The organism is Rhodococcus sp. 05-2254-6, from assembly GCF_002258565.1.
In the GTDB taxonomy this organism is placed as follows: domain Bacteria; phylum Actinomycetota; class Actinomycetes; order Mycobacteriales; family Mycobacteriaceae; genus Rhodococcoides.
Genome location: NZ_NOZF01000059.1, coordinates 1 through 20,539, shown reverse-complemented (window position 1 = coordinate 20,539; position 20,539 = coordinate 1). Strand labels below are relative to the sequence as shown.

At 65.5% G+C, this 20,539-nt stretch carries 17 protein-coding genes and 1 rRNA gene; 16 read left to right on the top strand and 2 right to left on the bottom strand.

Going from position 1 to position 20,539, the window contains the following annotated elements; genetic code table 11:
• Positions 1–28: 28 nt before the first annotated feature.
• The 13 genes from pheS to CH256_RS07320 all read left to right on the top strand — a co-directional run bounded on the left by pheS (position 29) and on the right by CH256_RS07320 (position 16,303).
• Positions 29–1,096 carry a phenylalanine--tRNA ligase subunit alpha gene (pheS, locus tag CH256_RS07380; RefSeq protein WP_068283211.1) on the top strand — a complete coding sequence of 356 codons (1,068 nt, stop codon included), beginning with the start codon at positions 29–31 and terminating at the stop codon, positions 1,094–1,096.
• Positions 1,097–1,152: 56 nt separating this feature from the next.
• Positions 1,153–3,639 (top strand): phenylalanine--tRNA ligase subunit beta, encoded by a 2,487-nt coding sequence (gene pheT / locus CH256_RS07375; protein ID WP_094669220.1) that lies wholly within the window; start codon positions 1,153–1,155, stop codon positions 3,637–3,639.
• Positions 3,640–3,730: 91 nt separating this feature from the next.
• A complete protein-coding gene (locus CH256_RS07370; protein WP_068050959.1) occupies positions 3,731–4,288 on the top strand; it encodes a hypothetical protein in 558 nt (185 codons plus the stop codon).
• A gap of 52 nt (positions 4,289–4,340) precedes the next feature.
• Positions 4,341–5,396, top strand: coding sequence for an N-acetyl-gamma-glutamyl-phosphate reductase (gene argC, locus CH256_RS07365; RefSeq protein WP_094640072.1), 1,056 nt, complete (start codon positions 4,341–4,343; stop codon positions 5,394–5,396).
• Between the two features lie 32 nt (positions 5,397–5,428).
• Positions 5,429–6,631, top strand: a complete 1,203-nt coding sequence (gene argJ / locus CH256_RS07360; protein WP_179272027.1) for a bifunctional glutamate N-acetyltransferase/amino-acid acetyltransferase ArgJ — start codon at positions 5,429–5,431, stop codon at positions 6,629–6,631.
• The gene (gene argB / locus CH256_RS07355; RefSeq protein WP_094669218.1) at positions 6,628–7,542 is read left to right on the top strand and encodes an acetylglutamate kinase; all 915 of its coding nucleotides are present in this window, start codon (positions 6,628–6,630) and stop codon (positions 7,540–7,542) included. Before argJ ends, argB begins: the two co-directional genes overlap by 4 nt.
• Positions 7,539–8,744, top strand: a complete 1,206-nt coding sequence (locus CH256_RS07350) for an acetylornithine transaminase (protein ID WP_094669217.1) — start codon at positions 7,539–7,541, stop codon at positions 8,742–8,744. The genes argB and CH256_RS07350 overlap by 4 nt, the downstream gene beginning before the upstream one ends.
• On the top strand, positions 8,741–9,676 hold the full coding sequence (argF, locus tag CH256_RS07345; RefSeq protein ID WP_094669216.1) for an ornithine carbamoyltransferase: 936 nt from the start codon (positions 8,741–8,743) through the stop codon (positions 9,674–9,676). The genes CH256_RS07350 and argF overlap by 4 nt, the downstream gene beginning before the upstream one ends.
• Positions 9,673–10,188 carry an arginine repressor gene (locus CH256_RS07340; protein WP_037192611.1) on the top strand — a complete coding sequence of 172 codons (516 nt, stop codon included), beginning with the start codon at positions 9,673–9,675 and terminating at the stop codon, positions 10,186–10,188. Before argF ends, CH256_RS07340 begins: the two co-directional genes overlap by 4 nt.
• Positions 10,189–10,239: 51 nt before the next feature.
• On the top strand, positions 10,240–11,439 hold the full coding sequence (locus CH256_RS07335; protein WP_094669215.1) for an argininosuccinate synthase: 1,200 nt from the start codon (positions 10,240–10,242) through the stop codon (positions 11,437–11,439).
• Complete coding sequence (gene argH / locus CH256_RS07330) at positions 11,436–12,884, top strand: argininosuccinate lyase (protein WP_094669214.1); 1,449 nt, start codon at positions 11,436–11,438, stop codon at positions 12,882–12,884. Before CH256_RS07335 ends, argH begins: the two co-directional genes overlap by 4 nt.
• A 105-nt stretch (positions 12,885–12,989) precedes the next feature.
• Entirely contained in the window at positions 12,990–16,010 is a 3,021-nt protein-coding gene (locus CH256_RS07325) for an AMP-binding protein (RefSeq protein WP_094669213.1), read from the top strand.
• Positions 16,011–16,096: 86 nt separating this feature from the next.
• Entirely contained in the window at positions 16,097–16,303 is a 207-nt protein-coding gene (locus tag CH256_RS07320; protein ID WP_094640065.1) for a Trm112 family protein, read from the top strand.
• A 29-nt stretch (positions 16,304–16,332) separates the two neighbouring features.
• Here the strand turns inward: CH256_RS07320 and CH256_RS07315 are convergent, their stop codons facing one another.
• Positions 16,333–17,088 carry an ABC transporter permease gene (locus tag CH256_RS07315; protein ID WP_068050939.1) on the bottom strand — a complete coding sequence of 252 codons (756 nt, stop codon included), beginning with the start codon at positions 17,086–17,088 and terminating at the stop codon, positions 16,333–16,335.
• Positions 17,085–17,816: an ABC transporter ATP-binding protein gene (locus tag CH256_RS07310; protein ID WP_094669212.1), complete on the bottom strand. Its 732-nt coding sequence runs from the start codon at positions 17,814–17,816 to the stop codon at positions 17,085–17,087. The genes CH256_RS07315 and CH256_RS07310 overlap by 4 nt, the downstream gene beginning before the upstream one ends.
• Positions 17,817–17,896: 80 nt before the next feature.
• Here CH256_RS07310 and CH256_RS07305 point away from each other — a divergent pair, with 80 nt between their 5' ends.
• From CH256_RS07305 to CH256_RS07295, 3 genes are all read left to right on the top strand, one after another.
• Positions 17,897–18,541 carry a DNA-3-methyladenine glycosylase gene (locus tag CH256_RS07305; protein WP_094669225.1) on the top strand — a complete coding sequence of 215 codons (645 nt, stop codon included), beginning with the start codon at positions 17,897–17,899 and terminating at the stop codon, positions 18,539–18,541.
• Positions 18,542–18,579: 38 nt separating this feature from the next.
• Positions 18,580–19,854, top strand: a complete 1,275-nt coding sequence (tyrS, locus tag CH256_RS07300) for a tyrosine--tRNA ligase (protein ID WP_094669211.1) — start codon at positions 18,580–18,582, stop codon at positions 19,852–19,854.
• A 602-nt stretch (positions 19,855–20,456) separates the two neighbouring features.
• A 16S ribosomal RNA gene (locus CH256_RS07295) occupies positions 20,457–20,539 on the top strand; the annotation flags it as partial.

Below are 20,539 nucleotides of genomic sequence, written 5' to 3'. Positions count from 1 at the left end.
CGACTATTACTCGAGGAGTGCAGCTGTCGTGGCGAAGAAAGATGGCGGACCCGAGCCGGTAGATCCGTCCGTTCTCGAGGAGTCCGCGCTCGGATCCGCAGTGGACTCGGCCGAGCAGGCGTTCGCCGACGCGTCGGACCTCGATGCTCTGACCAAGGTCAAGATCGATCACGTGGGCGGCAAGGCTCCGTTGGCACTGGCGCAGCGCGCGCTCGGTGCGATCCCGGGGGACCAGAAGGCGGACGCGGGCAAACGCGTCAAGGCAGCGCGTGATCGAGTGCAGAAGGCCTTCGACGAGCGACGCGCCGTGCTGTCGGCCGAGCGTGACGCAGCGATCCTGGTCGCGGAAACCATCGACGTGACACTGCCGACCGACCGAGCTCCCGTCGGTGCTCGGCACCCCATCACGATCATCGCCGAACAGGTTGCCGATGTGTTCGTCGGAATGGGCTGGGAGGTCGAAGAAGGCCCCGAGGTCGAGACCGAACACTTCAATTTCGACGCGCTGAACTTCCTGCCCGACCACCCGGCACGCACGATGCAGGACACGTTCCACATCGCGCCGGAGGGTTCGCGTCAGGTTCTGCGTACTCATACCTCCCCGGTGCAGGTCCGGTCGATGCTCTCGCGTGAGGTTCCGATCTACGTCGTTTGCCCGGGACGGACGTTCCGCACGGACGAACTCGACACGACGCACACTCCGGTCTTCCATCAGGTCGAGGGTCTTGCGATCGACAAGGGCCTGACCATGGCGCACCTGCGCGGCACACTGGATGCGTTCGCGAAGGCGTTGTTCGGCAACGACACCCGTACACGCATGCGCCCCAACTACTTTCCGTTCACCGAGCCGTCGGCCGAGGTCGACGTGTGGTTCCCGAAGAAGAAGGGCGGGGCCGGTTGGGTCGAGTGGGGTGGCTGCGGAATGGTCAACCCGAAGGTGTTGCAGGCCAGTGGCATCGATCCCGAGGTCTACACCGGATTCGCGTTCGGAATGGGTCTCGAGCGGACGCTCCAGTTCCGCAACGACATCCCGGACATGCGCGACATCGTCGAGGGCGACATCAGGTTCACTTTGCCCTTCGGCGTTCAGGCCTGACGGACGTTCTTCACCCGCCCCACTTCTTCTCGGATACAAGAAAGAGCTGAGCACACGTGCGAGTCCCACAATCCTGGCTGACCGAGGTCCTGCACGCGGGAACGCCCGACTGGGCCGTCTCGCCCGAGGAACTCGACGCCGGTTTCGTGCGGGTCGGGTTCGAGGTCGAGGAACTCGATTCGCTGGACAACGTGACCGGGCCACTCGTGGTCGGTCGGGTCGGGTCGATCGAGGAGCTGACCGAGTTCAAGAAGCCGATTCGCTTCTGCCTGGTGGACGTCGGAGCAGCCGAGCCACAGGAAATCGTGTGTGGTGCCAGGAACTTCGCCGAGGGTGACCTGATCGTGGCCGCGCTGCCGGGCAGCGTCCTGCCCGGTGGATTCGCCATCGCGTCGCGCAAGACCTACGGCCGCAACTCCAACGGCATGATCTGCTCGACGCTCGAACTCGGGTTGGGTAAGGATCACTCCGGAATTCTGGTGCTGCCCGAGGGCACGGCCGCTCCGGGCGACGACGCCAAAGCCGTTCTCGGTCTGCTGGACTCGGTCATCGAGCTCAACGTGACCCCGGATCGCGGCTACGCCTTCTCGGTCCGAGGCCTCGCCCGCGAACTGGCCTGCAGTTTCGACCTTCCGTTCGTGGATCCGGCGCGCACGGTCCCCACCGAGGTCACCGGTGACGCCTGGTCGGTCACCGTCGAACCGAACTCGGGCGCTTCGCGATTCGCGTTGCGCAAGATTGTCGGCATCGATCCGACGGCGACGACGCCCTGGTGGATGCAGCGTCGACTGCTGCTGGCCGGCGTACGCCCGATCTCGGCGGCCGTCGATGTCACCAACTACGTGCTCCACGAACTCGGGCAGCCGTTGCACGCGTTCGATGCGGCAAAGCTCGACGGCGATCTGGTCGTCCGGCGTGCGAATGCGGGGGAGAAGCTGACCACGCTGGACGGCGTCGAGCGTTCTCTCGATGCCGAGGACGTCGTCATCGCCGACGGATCGGGAGCGATCTCGTTGGCCGGTGTCATGGGCGGCGCGTCCACCGAAGTCGACGACTCGACCACCGAGGTCGTCCTCGAAGCTGCGTCGTTCGATCCGCTCGCGGTGTTCCGCACCGGTCGTCGCCACAAGCTCTCCAGCGAGGCCAGCAAGCGTTTCGAGCGGACCGTGGATTCGGCTCTGCCTGTCGCAGCACTCGATCGGGCCGCACAGTTGTTGGTCGAGATCGCCGGCGGCCGGATCGAGCCCGTGTTGACCGATATCGGCGAGGCATCCGAATATCCCACGGTCACGATGGACTTCGACCTGCCGGACCGAATCGCCGGAGTGCAATACCCCAACGGAACCGCTGCCCGACGGTTGACGCAGATCGGTTGCGGAGTCGAGGTATCGGTCGACGACGCCGGACACGGCCAGCTCATCGTCACCCCGCCGTCCTGGCGACCGGACCTGGTGCAGCGCGCCGACCTGGTGGAAGAGGTGCTGCGGCTCGAAGGGCTCGAACAGATCCCGTCGGTACTGCCGTCGGCCCCGGGCGGTCGTGGCCTCACTGCCGAACAGAAGCGCAGGCGTGCCGTCGGCAAGGCTCTCGCGTTCTCCGGGTACGTCGAGGTGTTGCCTCCGGTGTTCCTGCCCAAAGGCGTGTTCGACACGTGGGGTCTCGACGCGGACGACCCACGGCGCGCGACCACCTCGGTACTCAATCCACTCGAGGCCGACCGTCCCGAGCTCGCGACCACTGTGCTTCCCGGTTTGCTCGAGATGCTGAGCCGGAACATCGCGCGCGGTCAGCGAGACGTCTCGCTGTTCGGCATTGCTCAGGTGGTGCTCCGACACGACGCCACCGCAGCTGTGGACGCGTTGCCGGTCGACCGTCGGCCCACCGACGACCAGATCGCCATGCTTCGTGGTTCGTTGCCGGCGCAGCCGGTGCACGTGGGCATGGTGCTCACCGGTCAGCGTGAGTTGTCGGGTCCGTGGGGTCCCGGCCGCGCCGCAGAGGCCGCCGATGCGTTCGCTGCGGTGCGTACCGTCGCCGAGGCGTCCGGAGTGCACGTCGATCTTCGGGCGGCGCAACACCTTCCGTGGCACCCGGGTCGGTGCGCGGAGGTCCTGCTCGACGGTGAGGTCGTCGGATACGCGGGCGAGCTGCATCCGGCCGTGCTCGAGCGGGCGGGCCTGCCGCCGCGTACGTGTGCCGTCGAGTTGAGCCTGAGCGCTCTTCCCGTCGTCGAGTCGCTCCCTGCCCCCGAGGTGTCGCCGTATCCGGCGGTGCTGCAGGACGTGGCCGTGGTGGTCGACGCGTCCGTACCTGCGGCGTCGGTGGAAGCCGCGCTCACGATCGGCGGTGGCGACCTGCTCGAGTCGATCCGGCTGTTCGACGTCTACGAGGGCGAACAGGTCGGCGAGGGTCGCAAGTCGCTGGCATTCGCGCTGCGGTTCCGAGGTGCAGACGGCACCTTGACCGAGGATCAGGCAACGGCTGCACGCGATGCGGCGGTCGACGCGGCATCGAAGGCCGTCGGCGCGCAGCTGCGCAGTTGAACCAGCGCAGCTGCGCAGTCGATCCGTGCACACCCGGGCTCCGGTGTCCGTAGCGTGGAGTCACGAGTACGACGGGTGACGGGAGCAGCGCATGAGTGAATTCGGAACAGACGGTGCGGCGACGGATCTTCAGGTGATCGAGGAGATCCTGGCTGCAGTGGCCGGTCGGTCCCGGTTGGCCCCGGTGGCGGCAGCCGCATCGGCGCTGGCGGTCGAGTTGCGCAATGCTGAGCCCGAATCCACTGGACCCGATCGCGGTGCACCACCCGGGACGGTTCCCGACGTCGACGTTCCGCAGGTGACCAAGCCGCGGATCGACCAGCCGCTCGGTGATCCACCGCCGGGGGCTCCGCTCGGCGGCACGGTTCCGGGGATAATCGATGCGGAGCTGGTCGAGGACCAGCCCGTCGGTAGCGGATACGGTGCCGGTGCGGTGAGCGCGCCGATCGGTGACTTCACCGATTCGGGGGTGCCCACGTGGGACGGTGTACGCGACAAGGTCGAACAGCGATCGGGCACAGCCGTCGGCGCGGAGGAACTGGACCGAGAGTCCAGGGCGGGCCGTGACCTCGACGAGCAGTGGAACGAGCGGCAGGACGCCGGCCGAAAGAAGCTCGACGAGATCCGCAGGTCCATGGGCGGACGCTGACACACCGGACCCGTTCATGAATGAGCTTGCATGATGCTGCATAATAAACCGCATGACTATTTCGGAGGCCACGCCGAGGCGCATCGCGGTGGCGGGCGCAAGTGGGTACGCCGGCGGCGAGATTCTTCGATTGCTGCTCGGGCACCCGGGAGTGCGCGACGGTTCGTTGGTCATCGGCACGCTGACCGCGGGCGGCAATGCCGGTGCGACGCTGGGTGAATTCCATCCCCATCTGTTGCCTCTCGCAGACCGCGTTCTCGCGCCGACCACCGTCGACGAGCTCGCGGGTCACGATGTCGTGTTCCTGGGGCTCCCGCACGGCAAGTCCGCCGAACTCGCGCTGCAGCTGCCCGAGTCCGTGGTGATCATCGACTGCGGGGCCGACTTCCGCCTCACCGACGGTGCGGCCTGGGAGAAGTACTACAAGAGTCCCCATGCGGGCAGTTGGCCGTACGGATTGCCGGAGTTGCCGGGCTGCCGTGAGCGATTGGTCGGTGCCACTCGCATCGCGGTTCCCGGGTGTTACCCGACGGTGTCGTCTCTCGCGCTCGCACCTGCCGTCGCCGCAGGCATCATCGAGCCCCGCGTCAATATCGTTGCCGTCAGCGGTAGTTCGGGTGCCGGCCGAGCTCCGAAGGCCGATCTTCTCGGTTCGGAGGTGATGGGTTCGGTTCGGGCGTACGCGGTTGCGGGCGCGCACCGCCATACTCCCGAGATCGTGCAGAACCTCTCGGCGCTCGCCGGTAGCGCTGTTGCAGTGTCCTTCACGCCGGTTCTCGCACCGATGCCTCGCGGAATCCTGGCCACCTGCACCGCGATCACCACCGCCACGCAGGCGCAGGCCGTCGAGGTCTACGAGAAGGCATATGCCGCAGAGCCGTTCGTGCACGTGCTTCCAGCCGGTCGCCTTCCGCAGACCGGTTCGGTCATCGGGTCGAACGCCGTGCAGATGAGCGTGTCGGTCGATGCGGACGCCGGCTTGCTCGTCGTGATCGCCGCCATCGACAACCTGGCCAAGGGCACGGCAGGAGCCGCCGTCCAATCCATGAATCTTGCACTGGGAATCACCGAGACCGATGGTCTCTCTACCGTAGGAGTAGCACCATGAGCAGCGTCGGGAGCCAGGCGGAGGCCGTCGGCATGGTGGCGGGCAAGCTCGTGCGCACGCAGGGTGTCACCTGTCCTGCGGGTTTCCGCGCTGCCGGTATTCCGGCCGGAATCAAGGCGAGTGGCAAGTCCGATCTGGCCTTGGTGTTCAACGAGGGTCCCGATTTCGCTGCGGCGGGTGTGTTCACCCGCAACAAGGTCAAGGCTGCGCCGGTGTTGTGGTCGCAGCAGGTGCTCTCCACCGGACGGCTGCGCGCGGTGATTCTCAATTCCGGTGGTGCCAATGCCTGCACGGGTGCGCCGGGCTTTCAGGACTCGCACCGTACAGCCGAGGAAGTGGCGTCCGCACTGAGCAATTGGGGTTCCGAGACCGGAGCGATCGAGGTTGCCGTGTGCTCGACGGGTCTCATCGGTGATCGGCTCCCGATGGACAAGCTGCTGCCCGGCGTGACCGAGGTGGTGCACGAACTCGCGGGTGGAATTTCGGGTGGCACCGATGCGGCGTACGCGATCATGACCACCGACACAGTGCCCAAGCAGGCGGCCGTTCATCATGCCGACAAATGGAACGTCGGCGGTATGGCCAAGGGGGCAGGCATGCTCGCACCGTCGTTGGCCACGATGCTCAGCGTCATCACCACCGATGCCGTCGCCACCGCGGACCAGTTGGACAAGGCACTGCGCGCGGCGACTCGAATGTCCTACGACCGGCTCGACGTCGACGGCGCGTCCTCGACGAACGACACCGTGCTGCTGCTCTCGTCCGGAGCCAGCGGAGTCGCACCGTCTCAGGAAGAACTCGACGCCGCGGTCCTGGCGGTGTGCGACGACCTGGCCGACCAGATGATGGCCGACGCGGAGGGCGTCACCAAGCGGGTGCGGATCACCGTGTCGGGCGCGATGAGCGAGGACGACGCCCTGATCGGCGCTCGCGCGGTCGCCAGGGACTCCCTGACCAAGACGGCCCTCTTCGGGTCGGATCCCAACTGGGGCCGGGTGCTCGCGGCAATCGGTATCGCCCCGATCGAGCTCGATCCGGATCGAATTGCCGTGTCCTTCAACGGCAGTCCGGTGTGCATCGACGGCGTGGGAGCGCCGGGAGCTCGGCAGGTCGATCTGTCCGGTGTCGACATCTCGGTGACCATAGATCTCGGTCTCGGCGCAGGGTCTGCCACCATTCGAACCACCGATCTCTCGCACGCGTACGTCGAAGAGAATTCGGCGTACTCGTCATGACCTCGGCCGCACTGCAGTTGACGGCCGCGCAGAAGGCCTTCACGCTCGCCGAGGCTCTGCCCTGGCTGCAGCGATTCTCGGGCAAGGTCGTCGTCGTGAAGTACGGCGGAAATGCCATGATCGACGAGAATCTGAAGCGGGCGTTCGCGGCCGACATGGTGTTTCTGCGCACCGTCGGAATCCATCCGGTCGTCGTTCACGGCGGCGGGCCGCAGATCTCGGCCATGCTGACCAGACTCGGCCTGGCCGGTGAATTTCGCGGCGGATTCCGCGTCACCACCCCCGAGGTCATGGACGTCGCGCGGATGGTGCTGTTCGGTCAGGTCGGGCGCGAGCTCGTCGGCCTGATCAACGGTCACGGTCCGTATGCCGTCGGAATTTCCGGTGAGGATGCGCACCTGTTCACCGCGACGCGTCGCACCGTGCTGGTCGACGGCACCGAGACCGACATCGGTCTCGTCGGCGACGTCACGTCGGTTGATCCTGCCGCGGTCTTCGATCTCATTGCCGCAGGACGTATTCCGGTGGTGTCCACCATCGCGCCCGACCGCGACGGCGTCGTCCACAACATCAACGCCGACACTGCGGCAGCGGCGCTCGCCAGTGCCCTCGGTGCCGAGAAGATGGTGGTGCTCACCGATGTCGAAGGCCTGTACACGGATTGGCCCGATCGCAGCTCGTTGACCTCCGAGATCGACGCGTCCACGCTCGAGGCGTTGCTGCCCTCACTCGACGCCGGGATGGTGCCGAAGATGGAAGCGTGCCTGCGGGCGGTTCGAGCCGGCGTTCCGTCGGCTCATGTCATCGACGGTCGCGTCGAACATTCCGTGCTGGTGGAGCTGTTCACCGGTGAGGGAATCGGCACCATGGTCACCCCCGATCACTCTTCCACGTCAGGAGTCACGCCATGACCGGCACCGAGTCCACCCTCGATCTGCAACAGCGGTGGTCGAATTCGTTGATGGACAACTACGGTGTTCCGCGCGTGGCGCTCGTCCGCGGCGAGGGCGCGGTGGTGACCGACGCCGACGGAAAGCAGTATCTGGACCTGCTCGCGGGCATCGCCGTGAACATCCTCGGACATGCCCACCCGGCGGTGATCGAGGCGGTCACCACTCAGCTGTCCACCCTCGGGCACACCTCGAATCTGTATGCGACAGAACCCGGAATCGCGTTGGCCGAGCAGCTGCTCGCGCAGCTCGGTGCCGGGGCCACCGGTCGGGTGTTTTTGTGCAACTCGGGAACCGAGGCCAACGAGGCGGCGTTCAAGATCGCTCGCCTGACCGGCCGTCCCAACATCGTGGCGGCGGAGAAGTCGTTTCACGGACGGACGATGGGTGCTCTCGCTCTGACCGGTCAGCCGGACAAGCGGATCCCGTTCGAGCCGATGCCTGCCGGCGTGCAACACGTTCCGTACGGCGATGTGGCCGCGCTGGAAGCCGCCGTCGATTCGGACACTGCCGCAGTATTTCTCGAACCCATCATGGGTGAGGGAGGCGTGGTGGTTCCACCGGGGGGATATCTTCTCGCCGCCCGTGAGATCACCGCGAAGCACGGCGCACTGCTGGTCCTGGACGAGGTGCAGACCGGTATCGGCCGAACGGGTTGGTTCTACGCTCACCAGTCGGTCGGCATCGTGCCCGACGTCATCACGCTCGCCAAGGGTCTGGGCGGCGGCCTGCCCATCGGGGCCTGCATCGGCATCGGAGCGGCGGGGGAGTTGCTGCATCCGGGCAAGCACGGCACCACGTTCGGTGGTAACCCCGTATGCGCGGCGGCGGCTCTGGCCGTGCTGCGCACCATCGCCGACGAGGACCTGCTCTCGCACGCCGACAGCATCGGCAAGACCATCGCACACTCCATCGAGAATCTGGATCACCCTCTGGTGAGCCATGTTCGGGGTTCGGGCCTTCTCCTCGGCGTGGTCCTCACCGCCGCCGTCGCACCGGCGGCCGAAGCCGCCGCGCGCGAGGCGGGCTTCCTCCTCAACGCGGCCCAGCCCGACGTGCTTCGGCTCGCACCACCGTTGATCATCACCGAAGAGCAAGCCGCGTCGTTCGTGACGGCGTTACCGGCAATTCTCGACGCAGCACAGGAGGCTCATCAGCCATGACCGTTCAGCATTTCCTCCGGGACGACGACATCACGCCCGTGCAGCAGGGTGAAATCCTCGCTCTGGCAGCCGAACTCAAGCGTGCCCCGTTCTCGAAGCGTCCGCTCGAGGGCCCCAAGGGGGTCGGCGTCATCTTCGAGAAGAACTCGACACGGACCCGCTTCTCGTTCGAGATGGGCATCGCGCAGTTGGGTGGTCATGCCGTGGTGGTGACGGGCCGCGACACCCAGCTGGGGCGTGAGGAGACGCTGCAGGACACGGGGCGGGTTCTCTCGCGCTACGTCGAGGCGGTCGTGTGGCGCACGTTCGGGCAGAAGCGGCTCGAGCAGATGGCGACCGGCGCAACGATTCCGATCGTCAACGCCCTCTCCAACGAGTTCCACCCGTGCCAGGTTCTGGCGGATCTGCAGACCCTGATCGAGCACAAGGGAAATCTGCAGGGGCGCACCTTGGCCTACTTCGGTGACGGTGCCAACAACATGGCGCACTCGCTGCTCATCGGCGGAGTGACGGCCGGGCTGAACGTGCGGATCGCTGCGCCCAAGGAATTTGCGCCGCTCGGCTACGTTCTCGACGCGGCGCACGCGCGTGCCGAGGAAACCGGGGCCACCATCACCATCACCGAGGACCCGGTCGAGGCCGCGGCCGGTGCCGATGCGCTCGTCACCGACACCTGGACGTCGATGGGCCAGGAGAACGACGGTCTCGATCGCGTCGCACCGTTCCGGCCGTATCGAATCGATTCGGACCTGCTCTCGAAGGCCCAGTCGGACGCCGTCGTGCTGCACTGCCTACCCGCACATCGCGGCGAGGAGATCACCGACGAGGTGCTCGACGGCCCCCAGAGTGTTGTCTGGGACGAGGCCGAGAACCGCCTGCACGCGCAGAAGGCACTGCTTGTGTGGCTCCTCGAACAGGCCCGACGACCATGAGCGAAGACGTCACTGCGGTGCCGTTGACCGCGTCGACCCGCGCGGGCAGGCAGGCACGGATCATCGCGTTGCTGGCCACCCATCAGGTGCGCAGTCAACCGCAGCTGGCGTCGTTGCTCGCAGCCGAGGGGATCGACACCACTCAGGCCACCCTCTCGCGGGACCTCGAGGAACTGGGTGCCGTGAAACTGCGCGCGCCGGACGGTGGAGTGGGGGTGTACGTCGTGCCCGAGGACGGCAGCCCGGTCCGGGGAGTGTCCGGCGGCACCGACCGACTCCTGAAGTTGCTGGGGGAGTTGTTGGTGTCCACCGATCACAGTGGGAACCAGGCCGTCCTTCGCACGCCACCGGGCGCGGCGCACTACCTGGCCAGCGCTCTGGACCGTGCTGCGATGCCGGAGATCGTCGGGACCATCGCCGGTGACGACACGATTCTGTTGATCGCCCGCGAGCCACACACCGGTGGCGAGGTCGCGGACAAGATCGAAAAGCTTGCTCGACGCGGTAACTGAGATCCGGTTACCCATCATGCGCATCAAGAACAACGAAGGAGCTTGAACACCATGGCCGAACGCGTCATCCTCGCCTACTCCGGCGGACTCGACACCTCCGTCGCCATCAGCTGGATCGGCAGGGAGACCGGCAAGGAGGTCGTTGCCGTCGCCATCGATCTGGGGCAGGGCGGCGAGGACATGGACGTCGTGCGCCAACGCGCACTCGATTGCGGCGCAGTCGAATCCGTCGTCGTCGATGCCAGGAACGAGTTCGCCGACGAGTACTGCCTGCCGACCGTGCAGTCCAACGCGCTGTACATGGATCGGTATCCCCTCGTGTCGGCGATCAGTCGTCCGCTCATCGTCAAGCACCTCGTGGAGAACGCGCGGGCGCACGGCGGAACCGTTGTCGCACACGGGTGCACGGGCAAGGGCAACGACCAGGTTCGCTTCGAGGTCGGCTTCAACACCCTCGCCCCCGAGCTCGAGGTGTTGGCACCGGTTCGCGACTACGCGTGGACGCGCGAGAAGGCGATCAAGTTCGCCGAGGAGAACGACATCCCGATCAACGTGACCACCAAGTCGCCGTTCTCTATCGACCAGAACGTCTGGGGACGCGCGGTGGAGACCGGCTTCCTCGAAGACCTGTGGAACGTGCCGACCAAGGACGTCTACGACTACACCGAGGATCCGACGGTCAACTTCCAGGCTCCGGACGAACTGATCGTCTCGTTCGACAAGGGTCGCCCGGTCGCGATCGACGGTCGCCCGGTCTCGGTGCTCGAAGCGATCCAGGAGCTCAACACTCGTGCGGGAGCGCAGGGTGTCGGCCGGTTGGACGTGGTCGAGGATCGGCTCGTCGGCATCAAGAGTCGTGAGATCTACGAGGCACCCGGTGCCATGGTGCTCATCCGCGCCCATGAGGAGCTCGAGCACGTGACCCTCGAGCGCGAACTCGGTCGCTACAAGCGCCACACCGACCAGAAGTGGGCCGAGCTGGTGTACGACGGCCTGTGGTATTCCCCGCTCAAGGGTGCTCTCGACACGTTCGTGGAGCACACGCAGGAGCACGTCTCCGGCGATATTCGCCTGGTTCTGCACGCGGGCGGGATCATCGTCAACGGACGCCGCAGTGGCGAGTCGCTGTACGACTTCAATCTCGCCACCTACGACGAGGGCGACACGTTCGACCAGTCCGCGGCCAAGGGATTCGTTCAGCTGCACGGATTGTCGTCGAAGATCGCCGCGAAGAGGGACCTGGGCCTGTGACGAATTCGGAGACCGCACACGGAACCAACGAAGGTTCGCTCTGGGGCGGCAGATTCGCATCGGGGCCGGCCGCCGCCATGGCAGCGTTGAGCAAGTCGACGCACTTCGACTGGGTCCTCGCGCCGTACGACATCCGCGCATCCATGGCGCACGCCCGAGTGCTGAACGGTGCCGGACTGCTCACCCCGCAGGACCTCGAGACCATGCTCGACGGCTTGCAACGACTCGCCGATGACGTCGCCTCCGGTGAGTTCGTGGCAGCCGAATCGGACGAGGACGTGCACGGTGCCCTCGAGCGCGGTTTGATCGACCGGGTCGGACCCGAGGTCGGTGGCCGGCTGCGTGCGGGCCGGTCGCGGAACGATCAGGTGGCCACGCTGTTCCGCATGTGGCTGCGCGACGCCGTCCGCCGGGTGTCGGTGGGCGTACTCGATGTGGTCGACGCGTTGGCCACCCAGGCTGCGGCGCATCCGACTGCTGTCATGCCGGGCAAGACCCATTCGCAGGCCGCGCAGCCGGTGTTGTTGGCGCATCATCTGCTCGCGCACACCCATCCGTTGTTGCGCGATGTGCAGCGCTTCGCGGATTTCGACACGCGAGCGGCGGTGTCGCCGTACGGTTCCGGTGCTCTCGCCGGTTCGTCGTTGGGGCTGAGTCCGGAAAAGATCGCAGCCGAGCTCGGGTTCGACTCGTCCGCCGAGAACTCGATCGACGCCACGTCCTCACGCGACTTCGCCGCCGAAGCTGCCTTCGTGTTGGCGATGACGGCGGTGGATCTGTCGCGATTCGCCGAGGAGGTCATCTCGTGGAGCACGCCCGAGTACGGCTACGTGACGCTGGCCGATGCGTGGTCGACCGGCAGCTCGATCATGCCGCAGAAGAAGAATCCGGACGTCGCGGAGTTGACTCGCGGAAAGACCGGCCGCTTGATCGGTAATCTGACCGGTCTGCTGGCCACGCTGAAGGCGCAACCGTTGGCGTACAACCGTGATCTCCAGGAAGACAAGGAGCCGGTGTTCGATTCGGTGGCGCAACTCGAGCTGTTGCTGCCTGCGCTCACCGGATTGACGGCGACGCTCGAGTTCCACACCGAACGCATGGCCGAGCTGGCACCGGCCGGGTTCACGCTCGCCACCGATATCGCCGAATGGATGGTGCGGCAGGGGATTGCGTTCCGCGTTGCTCACGAGGCTGCAGGAGCCTGCGTTCGTGCGGCCGAGGCGCGAGGTGTCGGGCTGGTGGATCTGACCGACGACGAGCTGGCCGCGATCGATTCGTCCCTCACTCCGGCCGTTCGTGAGGTGCTCACGGTGGAGGGTTCCATCTCGTCGCGCGATGCCCGCGGTGGGACGGCCGCCGTGCAGGTTGCTCATCAGCTCGGGGGAGTGCGGGCGACTGCCGCGACCCTGCGTGCGTGGGCCGAGGAACCGGTGTTGCGGCACTGAGAGGGCAATCGATATCCACGCCGGTTTCCTCGAGTGTGATGTGAGAAGCTTTCGTCACGCGAAGACCGATGCCGGTCGTTCCGTCGGGCCGAACGCAGGAGTGTATTGGTGGGACTGAATGCAGATGCCGTACGTGGACCACTGCGGCGTGCCATCGCCACAGCCCAGAACGGTCTCGAGGTCATTCGTCTGGGTGGGCTCGAAACCGAGGTGGATCCGTCGCCGTTTCGAGTGATGGATCGCGAGCCGATGTATCGGCTTCGGCGGTATTTCCCCGACGATGTGCCCGCGGACAGTCCCCCGGTGGTGCTCATTCCGCCGATGATGGTCTCCGCGGACGTCTACGACGTCACCACCGACCAAGGTGCGGCCGGAATTCTGCACGGCATGGGTCTGGATCCGTGGGTTGTCGATTTCGGGTCACCCGATACCGAAGAGGGTGGATGGGGCCGTACGCTCGCCGATCACGTCGTGGCGATCAGCGAGGTCGTCGACAAGGTGCACGAGCACACCGGTCGCGACGTCCACCTGGGTGGCTACTCTCAGGGTGGCATGTTCTGCTACCAGGCGGCCGCCTACCGAGGTGGCCGAAATCTGGCCAGCCTCATCACGTTCGGAGCTCCGGTCGACACTCTCGCCGGTCTGCCGCTCGGGATTCCGGCAGGCGTGGCGACGCGGGGAGCGGAGTTCCTCGCCGACCATGTGTTCACTCGGCTCGCTGTGTCGGGGTGGATGGCGCGGACGGGATTCCAGTTGCTCGATCCGGCGAAGACCGTGCGATCGCGAGTGGATTTTCTGCGTCAGCTTCACGACCGTGAGGCGCTGTTGCCGCGCGAGCCGCAGCGACGCTTTCTGGCGATGGACGGGTGGGTGGCGTGGTCCGGCCCGGCCGTTGCGGAGTTGTTGAAGCAGTTCGTCGTTCACAACCGCATGATGACCGGCGGGTTCGTCATCAAGGACAGGTTGTTGACCCTGGCCGAGCTCACCGTGCCCGTGCTCGCCTTCGTCGGCGAAGTCGACGACATCGGTCAACCGTTGGCCGTGCGCGGCATTCAGCGCGCAGCTCCGCGCGCCCAGGTGTTCGAAACCACTTTGCGTGCAGGTCATTTCGGCTTGGTTGTCGGCAGTACCGCGGCTGCGCAGACCTGGCCGACGACGGGAAACTGGATTCGGTGGCGTGAGGACCTCGGGCCGAAGCCGGAGGCGGTCCGCGTGATGGAGCGCGAGGACCACGGCGATTCCGACAGCGGCGTGTCGATCACCAATCGCCTGATCCACACTGCTGCCTCCATCGCAGAGGTGGGCGTCGGTGTCGGCCGCGGGTTGGCATCGGCGGCGACCGGCGCAGTGCGTGGTACCCGCGAGATCTCTTCCGAGGCCGTGCGTACGTTGCCGAGGCTCGCCCGCCTCGGGCAGATGCAGCCGCACAGTCGAGTCTCGTTGGGCCGCTTGATCGCCGAGCAGGGACGTAAGTCTCCGAACGGAGAGTGCTTCCTGTTCGACGACCGAGTGCACACCTACGACGCTGTCAACGTCCGCATCGACAACGTGGTGCGCGGACTGATCAGTGTCGGGGTGCGACCCGCGTCGCGCATCGGCGTGTTGATGGAGACTCGTCCCAGCGCGTTGGCCGCGATGGCGGCCCTCTCGCGGATCGGGGCCGTACCTGTTCTGCTGCAGCCGGGCAGCGACCTGACCGCAGCCCTGCGAACCGTCGACGTCGACACGGTGATCGCCGATCCGGAGAACGCTGCGGCGGCGGTCCCGGTGGCACCGAACGTCCTGGTGCTCGGCGGCGGTGAGACTCGGCGCCTCGACATCCCGTCCGGCTACGAGGTGGTCGATCTCGAGGCCATCGATCCCGACGCGGTGCGTCTGCCTCAGTGGTACGAGCCGGATCCGGGTCGTGCCCGCGAACTGGCGATGATCCTGTTCACGACCACAGATCGCGGTCTCGAACCGCGATACATCACCAATCATCGCTGGGCGTTGTCGGCGTTCGGTACCGCGACGACGGCCGCGCTCGGACCCGGTGATACTGTCTATTGCCTTGCCCCGCTGCATCATTCGGCCGGGATTCTTGTCACGATCGGTGGTGCGCTTGCGGGCGGGTCACGCATCGCACTTTCCCGTGGTCTCGAGCCCGAGCGGTTCAGCGAAGAGGTGTATCGCTACGGCGTCACCGTCGTGAGCTACACCTGGACGATGATGCGGCAGATCCTCGACGACGGCCGGTTCCCGGTCGACTCCGGCCACCCGGTGCGCCTGTTCATCGGCTCCGGTATGCCGGTGGGGCTGTGGCGTCGCACGCTGGCGCGGTTCAGCCCGGCTCGGGTGCTCGAGTTCTACGCATCCACCGAGAACGACGTGATCCTGGCCAATGTGGCCGGCTCGAAGATCGGCTCCAAGGGACGTCCGCTGCCGGGCAGTGCACGGGTTGCGTTGGCGGCCTACGACCCCATCACCGGCCGTCTCGAAGAGGACGACGACGGTTTCGTCCGGCAGTGCCGTGACGACGAGATCGGGCTGCTCCTCGGCCGACCGAGCGGGGACGGCGAAGCGACCAGCCATGTCATGCGTGGAGTCTTCGAGCCCACGGATGCCTGGATCCCCACCGAGAACCTCTTCCGTCGCGATTCCGACGGCGATTACTGGCTCGTCGACCGCAAGGACACCGTGGTGCGCTCGGCGTGCGGTCCGGTGTACACCCAGCCGATCGTCGATGCGGTAGGTGACCTGGATCAGGTCGATTCGGCCGTGGTCTACGGAGTGCGGGTGACATCCGATCGGCCACGATCGGTGCGCGTCGAGGCGTCGGCCACCGAGGTGGCCGTCTGCGCCATCTCGCTGCAACCGGAGGCGGTGATCACCGCTCGTGCATTGACGGACGCTCTCGGAGTGCTGCTCCCGGCCGAGCGGCCGGCGATCGTGCACGTGGTGCCCGAAATTCCGGTAGGACGCGCGTACCGACCGACCGCGACGGCGTTGAAGAAGGTCGGCATTCCGACGCCGAGTGCACGTTCGTGGTTCTACGACTCCGCGTCGAACAGCTACCGTCGATTGACGAAAGCTGTTGTGGCCGAACGGTTCGTCGGGCGTGAGGCCGCGGCCGAAAAATCGTCGTAGGAACGAGTCGGCACGGAAGAAAACGGGTTCGGTAGCGTAAGCGAGTACACCACTCCGGTTCGACCGGAGCAGAGCAAAGGACACCTGTGGCAATCGATTCGACACTGCTTTCCATACTCGCGTGCCCGGTGGACAAGGGCCCGCTGCTGTTGATCGAAGGGGAACTGCTCTACAACCCGCGACTGCGGCGTGCATATCCGATCGAGAACGGCATCCCGGTGTTGCTGGCCGACGACGCCCGCGATATCGACGACGCCGAGCACGAGTCGATCCTGGCGCGCGCCACGTCCTAGAACTCTCGGCCGCGCACTGGGTTAGTCGACTACTGGGTTCGTCGGCGCAATGTCGCGGCGGCTCCGCTGAGCGCGGCGACGGTGAACGCCGTGACCACGGCGATGTCGGTCCACATGCGCCCGGTGACTCCGGGGTACCTGGATACCTCCTGGAGCGCGTCGACCAGGTAGCTCAGCGGCAGGACATCGCTGATCGTGCTCAGCCAGTTCGGCATCTGGTCGCGCGGCACCAGGAGTCCGCACAGAAACAGCTGTGGAATCACGACCACCGGCATGAACTGGACGGCTTGGAACTCGGTGCGAGCGAATGCGCTGCACAGCAGTCCGATGGCGACCCCGAGCATCGCTCCCAGGACTGCGATCACCAGTACCCAACCTACCGAGCCCTCGATGTCGAGCCCGAGAAATCCGAACGCGACGGTGCATGCGAGTACCGCCTGTCCGATGGCGGCCAGCGAGAACGCGGACCCGTAGCTCGCGAGCAGATCCAGTTTGGACATCGGAGTCGTCAGCAGGCGTTCGAGCGTTCCCGAGGATCGTTCACGCTGCATCGAGATCGACGTGATCAGGAACATGACGACGAACGGCAGGATGCCGAGCATCGTGATGGCGATCCGATCGAACAACGGCTGCTGATCAGGCGGGGTCGGCACGTCTCGGTACAGGTAATACAGCAACACCATCAGCAGGGACGGAACGAGCAGCACCATCGCCACCGATCGATGGTCTGCTCGTAGCTGTCGCAGTATGCGGCCCGTGCCGGCTGCGTAGATCCGCGCGTTCACGATGTCTCCTCGGTGGATCTGATGAGGGACAGGAATGCGCGATCGAGGGTCGTTTCGTTCGTGCGCGCGAGTAGCGCGTCCGGGCTCGAGTGGGCGAGAACGGTGCCGTCGCGCATCAGAACGAGACGGCTGCAGTGCTCCGCCTCTTCCATCACGTGGCTCGAGACCAGCACCGTTGTGCCGCTTGCCGCGATATCGGCGAAACGCGACCACAGCTCCGAGCGCAGCACGGGATCCAAGCCGACCGTCGGTTCGTCGAGGACGATCAGCTCGGGTTCGGCAACCAGCGCGCTGGCCAGGGAGACCCGCCCCAGTTGGCCGCCGGAGAGTTCGCCCGCCCGTGACGACGTGTGGTCGGCCAGCCCGACCGATGCGATGGCGGATGCCACGTCCGCGCGCCGGCGACCGTACAGCGACCCGAAGTACTGCACGTTCTCGCGAACGGTGAGATCTCGGTAGACGCTCGGTGCCTGGGTCACGTACCCGACGGTGCGGCGCAACGGTGCCGAGCCGGCCGGCGATCCGAGTACTGTCACGGTTCCGCTGCTGACGATCTGAGTGCCGACGATCGATCGCATCAAAGTCGTCTTACCGCAGCCCGATGGACCGAGAAGTCCGGTGATGACACCACGGGGGATTGTCAGGGACAGATTGTTCAGCACCGTTCGCTTGCCGCGGCGAACCGTCAGCCCTGTGATCTCGACGGCGTGTTCACAGGTGAACGCCATAGCGGCCTCCAGACTTGTCGGATGTCGAAGTCATAGCCCCGTCGGCGCACGGTGGTCAAGGGCGAAGCATCATGGGATCGATGAATGTCGCTGAATTGGAGATCGGGGAACCCGACGCCGCAGCCCGACGCATCCTCGGCGGAACCGTCACCGTGGGCGACGTGTCGGTGCGCATCGTGGAAGTCGAGGCCTACGGTGGTCCACTCGATGGTCCATGGCCGGATCCGGCCGCGCATTCCTTCCGGGGCCCAACCCCTCGTAACCAGGTGATGTTCGGTCCTGCGGGGCGTCTGTACGTCTACCTGAGCTACGGAATGCATCTTTGTGTGAACGTGAGCTGCGGCCCGGACGGTACGGCCGCTGCGGTGTTGCTTCGAGCGGGTGAAGTGGTGGCCGGTCACCACATCGTCGAGACCAGGCGCGCCGGCCGCGGTCCACGGTCCGCACCGGTCGAGGCCGGTTGGGCCCGCGGGCCCGGAAATCTCGGTCGGGCCCTTGGCGTCTCGCTGGGAGACAACGGATCGGACGTGTTCGACGCGTCGTCGGCCGTCACCCTCGAACTACCCGAGCGCCCGTTGAACGAGAAGGCGGTTGCATCCGGCCCACGGGTAGGGGTGAGTTCGGAAGCCGATCGTCCGTGGCGCTTCTGGGTGATCGGGTCGCAGGCGGTGTCGAGCTACAAACGCAGTCCCCGCGCCGCCGCTCCCGGTGGCTCGGAGGCCTGACCGACGCCTGGATGCGTCCATGCGGGAGGATCGACGTCGTGAGTGAGAACATCATCGACGAAATGACCTGGCGTGGATTGATCGCACAGTCCACCGATGTGGACGCGCTGAAGAAGGCTACGTCCGAGGGCCCGATCACGCTGTACTCCGGTTTCGATCCGACAGGTCCCTCGCTGCACGCAGGGCACCTCGTGCCGTTGCTGGCGCTCAAGCGTTTCCAGCGGGCCGGCCATCGCCCGATCATCCTCGCCGGTGGGGCGACGGGACTCATCGGTGACCCTCGCGATGTAGGGGAGCGCACCATGAATTCCCCCGAGGTCGTCACCGAGTGGGCCTCGCGTATCCGTGGTCAGCTCGAACGGTTCGTCGACCTGGACGAGAGCCCGACGGGCGCAGTGGTGGTGAACAATCTGTCCTGGACGGGGGAGCTTTCCGCGATCGATTTCCTTCGCGACATCGGTAAGCACTTCTCGATCAACGTCATGCTTGCTCGCGAGACGGTGAAGAACAGGCTCGAGAGCGACGGAATGTCGTACACCGAGTTCAGCTACATGCTGTTGCAGGCGAACGACTACGTGCAGCTCCGCAGGCAATACGGCTGCAGTCTTCAGATCGGCGGCTCCGACCAGTGGGGAAACATCATCGCCGGGGTGGAGCTGAACCGGCGCCAGGACGCCGAGTTGGTGCACGCCATGACGGTTCCGCTGGTCACCTCCGCCGACGGCAAGAAATTCGGCAAATCCACCGGAGGCGGCAGCCTGTGGCTCGACCCGGAGATGACGAGCCCGTACGCCTGGTACCAGTACTTCGTGAACACCGGTGACGCAGACGTGGTGAAGTACCTGCGCTGGTTCACCTTCCTGTCGAAGGACGAGTTGGCAGAACTCGAGACGGCGACCACCGAGCGTCCGCACGCGCGTGAGGCGCAGAAGCGCCTGGCCGCCGAGATGACCACGCTCGTCCACGGCGAAGCCGCGACTCGCTCGGTCGAACTGGCCAGCCAGGCGCTCTTCGGGCGGGCCGAACTGACCGAACTCGACGAGAAGACGCTCGCCGCCGCGCTACAGGAAGCGTCTGTGGCCGACATCGAGGCCGGTGCACCGAACACCATCGTCGATCTGCTCGTCGCTACGGGGTTGAGCGAGAGCAAGGGCGCTGCCCGACGCGCAGTCAAGGAGGGCGGCGCATCGGTCAACAACGTCAAGATTTCCGACGAAGAATGGACGCCCGGTGCGGACGATCTCCTGCACGGCCGGTGGTTGGTGGTCCGACGCGGAAAGCGGAACTTCGCAGGCGCCCGAATCGCGGACTGAGTTTTCAGTTGTAGTCAGTGGGCGGAGTCACATCCATGTAATTTGGTTACGACGCCCGTCAGGTGGGTAAGTGACCGGTTGCGACCAGGCCGTTCACGCGATTCACGCGTGAACGACCTGGGGATTTGACGCGTTGTTATCCGGGGCGTAACTTTGTCCAGGTCAGAGCGACACGGACGCCAGCCCAGACCGCAAGGCCTGAGCAACGCGGAGTTCGCTTCCGACACCATGAAGATGTCAAAGCCGAAAGGTTCGACTTCTTCACGGATGAGAAGCCAGTTTGACTGCGCTCGATCATCTGATCTAAGCTGGAACGGTTGCCCCGGACATCTGCGAGCTTCAGCTCGAAGGTGAATGGTGTGTGCGTGTTCTTTGAGAACTCAACAGTGTGTCGATGAATGTCAGTGCCGAATGTTTTTGGCGCTCATGCCTTTTGGGGTGTGAGTGTGACATCTTCTTGCTTCATTCTTCCCGTCTGAGGTGAGAAGGTTTTGTTTGTTTTGCTAGTTGAGTTTTTTTGCTAGTGATTTGACTTGATGTCTTTGACTGATTCGCAGCTTCGATCCTCTTTTCGGGGGTCGGGGTTGTTGTTTCGCAGGTCTTTTACGGAGAGTTTGATCCTGGCTCAGGACGAACGCTGGCGGCGTGCTTAACACATGCAAGTCGAGCGGTAAGGCCTTTCGGG

Bases quoted from the DNA above. Each gene is read 5' to 3' on its own strand.
- argF (WP_094669216.1), top strand. From the start codon at position 8,741: ATGACCGTTCAGCATTTCCTCCGGGACGACGACATCACGCCCGTGCAG.
- CH256_RS07350 (WP_094669217.1), top strand. From the start codon at position 7,539: ATGACCGGCACCGAGTCCACCCTCGATCTGCAACAGCGGTGGTCGAAT.
- CH256_RS07310 (WP_094669212.1), bottom strand. From the start codon at position 17,816: ATGGCGTTCACCTGTGAACACGCCGTCGAGATCACAGGGCTGACGGTT.
- argB (WP_094669218.1), top strand. From the start codon at position 6,628: ATGACCTCGGCCGCACTGCAGTTGACGGCCGCGCAGAAGGCCTTCACG.
- CH256_RS07370 (WP_068050959.1), top strand. From the start codon at position 3,731: ATGAGTGAATTCGGAACAGACGGTGCGGCGACGGATCTTCAGGTGATC.
- CH256_RS07305 (WP_094669225.1), top strand. From the start codon at position 17,897: ATGAATGTCGCTGAATTGGAGATCGGGGAACCCGACGCCGCAGCCCGA.
- CH256_RS07335 (WP_094669215.1), top strand. From the start codon at position 10,240: ATGGCCGAACGCGTCATCCTCGCCTACTCCGGCGGACTCGACACCTCC.
- CH256_RS07340 (WP_037192611.1), top strand. From the start codon at position 9,673: ATGAGCGAAGACGTCACTGCGGTGCCGTTGACCGCGTCGACCCGCGCG.
- argJ (WP_179272027.1), top strand. From the start codon at position 5,429: ATGGTGGCGGGCAAGCTCGTGCGCACGCAGGGTGTCACCTGTCCTGCG.
- argC (WP_094640072.1), top strand. From the start codon at position 4,341: ATGACTATTTCGGAGGCCACGCCGAGGCGCATCGCGGTGGCGGGCGCA.